A 327-nucleotide genomic window follows, 5' to 3' on the forward strand; every position below is an offset into this window, starting at 1 on the left:
CGAGGAACAGCGTGCCGCCGCTCGAATGCTCGATGCGGCCAATGCGCTTCTTCTGCGCGCCGGTAAAGGCGCCGGCCTCATGGCCGAACAATTCGCTCTCGATCACGGTCTCCGGCAGCGTGCCGCAGTTCAGCGCCACGAAATTGCCATGGGCGCGGCGGCTCCAGCGGTGCAGCAGGCTCGCCACCACTTCCTTGCCGGAGCCGGTCTCGCCTGTCACCAGCACGTCGACATCGGTGTCGGCGATCTGTCTGAGCGTGCGGCGCAGCCGCTCCATCGCCGGCGTCTGGCCGATCAGCGGCAAACCCTCCTGCGCCTGCTCGGCCG

At 68.5% G+C, this 327-nt stretch carries 1 protein-coding gene; it reads right to left on the reverse strand.

Going from position 1 to position 327, the window contains the following annotated elements; all coding sequences use genetic code 11:
- A partial coding sequence (locus tag EN845_RS34380) for a sigma 54-interacting transcriptional regulator (RefSeq protein ID WP_135931314.1) occupies nucleotides 1–327 on the reverse strand: 327 nt, incomplete at both ends.

The sequence above is a fragment of the Mesorhizobium sp. M8A.F.Ca.ET.202.01.1.1 genome (assembly GCF_004791595.1).
Classification (GTDB): Bacteria; Pseudomonadota; Alphaproteobacteria; order Rhizobiales; family Rhizobiaceae; genus Mesorhizobium.